Here is a 3,028-nt window from a genome sequence, read left to right on the forward strand (position 1 = left end):
TTGCACCAATCGGTTCTCGGTAAGTGCCGGCATTAGGCCCTCCGCCCATTCATGCAATTCATTTATTTTTTCCTGAGTTGTTTCAGCGACAAAACCAACTTCCTCTTCGCAAGACCCGACCAGTAGATGACCATCATCGCGAGGAACCAAGTAACGATGCCCTTCATTGATCACACACGAGAAGGCTGGTGATGCTAGTTTATACAGGAGCATCTGCCCTCGAACTGGCATGATGCCCGTGGCCACTCCCACGTTAGAAAGCAGTGCTGAAGTCCATGCACCAGAAGCCGCGCAATAGACATTACCAAACACTGTACGACCTCCTTCACATGTCACTCGTTGGACTCGCCCATTTTCGCAACGAAAGCCTGTTACCGAAGTGTTAGGTACCAAATCGACATCCAGTTGATGAAGTGCCTTTTGCAGAGCTTTCAGATGCCGAGGGTTGCGAACTCGGCAATCGCCAGGCACCCACCAACATTCCGCCTCAGGTTCGACGAGAGTCAGTGACTTCATGCCCGGAAGACACTGACTCATCTGGCCAATAGTACGTTGCTCGTAAGCAATACCATGCTCGTCCCACCAACTGCAATTCGCCCGAAGGGTCGCTCGCTCAGCTCGTGTTCTCGCTAAGTATAGACCTCCGCAGCGGCGAAACTCATTGTCAATGCAAGTCGATTCCCAAAGCTCCTCAGCCCAAAGGGGGTGAAGCTCATGAGACAGTGCACGTAGCTGTTCGAGTGGATCTAGTGCATCGACGGACGCACCGGCCGGAAGAATCCCAGCACCAGCCCAAGAAGATCCCTTGCCAATTTCACCAGCGTCTAAAACGCAAACCGTCCAGCCTTTCTTGACGCATTGGAATGCGATGGAAAGGCCTATAACCCCACCGCCACATACGACGAGGTCATAGTACTTTGCATCACTCATCGGAAACCGCCCATCGAACTAATCTTTAGGTAACAGATCGCCACTCTTGTAACGCACCCAGTATCGATCCAATTCCTTTCGAATCATTCCACTCATCAAAAAGACGCCAATCAGGTTCGGAATGGACATCGACAAGATCAACATGTCACTAAAGTCCAGAATATTCGTGGCGCTGACGATAGACCCCAGAAAAGTGAAGATCAGGAATAGAATCTTGTACAGCAACGATGATTTGCTTCCAAAGATCGAAACGAAGCACCGTTCACCATAGTAAGACCACGAAACACATGTGGAGTAAGCGAACAAAAAGACTGCTAGGTACAGAATATATCTGAACCAAGCAAAGGAAGCATTCTGTGTGAACGCAACGAGTGTAATCATAGAGCCTCTGTTATCAGCGGAAAGCTGCAAAACATCCGGTTGGCGATACACGCCAGTAACGACGATAGTCAGTGCCGTAAGCGTACAAACAACAACCGTATCGATGAAAGGTTCGAGGAGTGCAACAATACCTTCGCTTACTGGTTCGTTGGTTCGAGCAGCGGAGTGTGCAATGGCGGCGGAACCTGCACCTGCTTCGTTGGAGAAAACGGCACGCTTGACACCGATTACCATAACTCCCAGGAATCCACCGTACATACCAGCGGGCGAAAATGCTCCTGTCAAAATCTCTCCGATGGCCCACGGCAGTCTTGAGGCGTTCAAACCTATGATTACGAGGCACATCGAAATGTACGCAAGGCACATGAATGGAACTACGGTACCAGCAAAATTGCCGATCGACTTGATACCACCAATGATTACGACCCCAACCAATACGACCATTACCAGACCGTAGATCCATGGGTAGTCTTTCAAAAAGCTGAAGGATTCTTCGGCTTGCAATGCATTCAATGACTGAACGACTTGATACGAGTTCCCGCCTCCAAACGATCCTCCAATACAAAGAAATGTAAAGACCAGCGCAAGTACGCTGCCCAATGGGCCAAGGCCCATACGCGATAGGCCTTCCTTTAGGTATATCATCGGTCCCCCCAAAATTAGCCCTTGTTCGTCGGTTTTTCGATACATGACCGCTAAGGTGCATTCGGAAAACTTGCTGGACATGCCGATCAATCCGGAGAGTACGATCCAAAACGTAGCACCAGGGCCTCCTGTACCAACGGCAATGGCCACGCCAGCAATGTTGCCGAGCCCTACGGTACCAGACAAAGCGGAGGCGAGAGCTTGAAAGTGAGAGACGTCTCCTTTGTGGTGCTTGGAATCGTAAACACCTCGAATGAGTTGAATCGAGTGATAAAACCCTCGCAAATTAATGAACGACATGCGTAACGTCAAAAAAACTCCGGCGAACAGAAGCCAGACGACAACAAACGGGACGCTAGTCCCTAGCCACCCCTTAGTAACAACTTTGTTACCCTCTTCGTCGACGACTTCTTTACCGGCCTCGTCCTTGACGGGTTTGTCTCCTGTGCCAAAGTCGTAAAATAATGTGGCGTCCATCGGCTTAACCAGCCAAGTTCCAAAGGCCTCATCGACCCTATAGATCCAGTCTTTCTTGGACTCATCCTTGGGGGTTGCTGCTGGAAGCTTATCGGGCAACGGTAGATCATGCGGATCTAGCTTGGCGGCCGTCGCTTCTTGCGAAACACAAATACTTGGAAAAAAAATGGGGTGGAGTAAGACAACAAGGGAGAGGGCGAGTGAACTTACAAATCCAACACTACGGAACCTGCCAACCATGCTCGCCATAAGATAGGTGCCTGTTTCTAAATGAACACATCCGAGGAAAAAACAAACGGGATGAGGGCGTAATGCTACACAAGCTTCACCAAAGTGCTAGCAGTTTGCTGAAACTTCGAGGTGTCAAAAAGTCGATTTCACCGTATCATTTACCGATCTGAGGCTACTTTCTTGCCTAGGCCGCTCATTTTCCAACTATTACCTACCTCCCTTTCGCATGACAAAACCGCATCCCTGGATTGCACAGCGTACACTCGCTTTCGACTCGAGCGGCATCCGGAAAGTCTTTGAGCTTGCGGCCAAGCTGAAGAATCCGATCAATTTGTCGATCGGCCAGCCGGACTTTGAAGTGCCT

General features: G+C 49.9%; 2 protein-coding genes. Both read right to left on the bottom strand.

Annotated elements, in window-relative coordinates; translation table 11 throughout:
- On the bottom strand, positions 1-930 hold a 930-nt coding region (locus tag ACIQ2L_RS13525; protein WP_396159711.1), incomplete at its 3' end, for an NAD(P)/FAD-dependent oxidoreductase.
- 18 nt (positions 931-948) lie between these two features.
- Positions 949-2,682 (bottom strand): alanine/glycine:cation symporter family protein, encoded by a 1,734-nt coding sequence (locus ACIQ2L_RS13530; RefSeq protein ID WP_396159713.1) that lies wholly within the window; start codon positions 2,680-2,682, stop codon positions 949-951.
- Positions 2,683-3,028: the final 346 nt, after the last annotated feature.

Origin of the sequence: Flavobacterium sp., from assembly GCF_044369455.1 — a bacterium.
Classification (GTDB): Bacteria; Bacteroidota; Bacteroidia; order Flavobacteriales; family Flavobacteriaceae; genus Flavobacterium.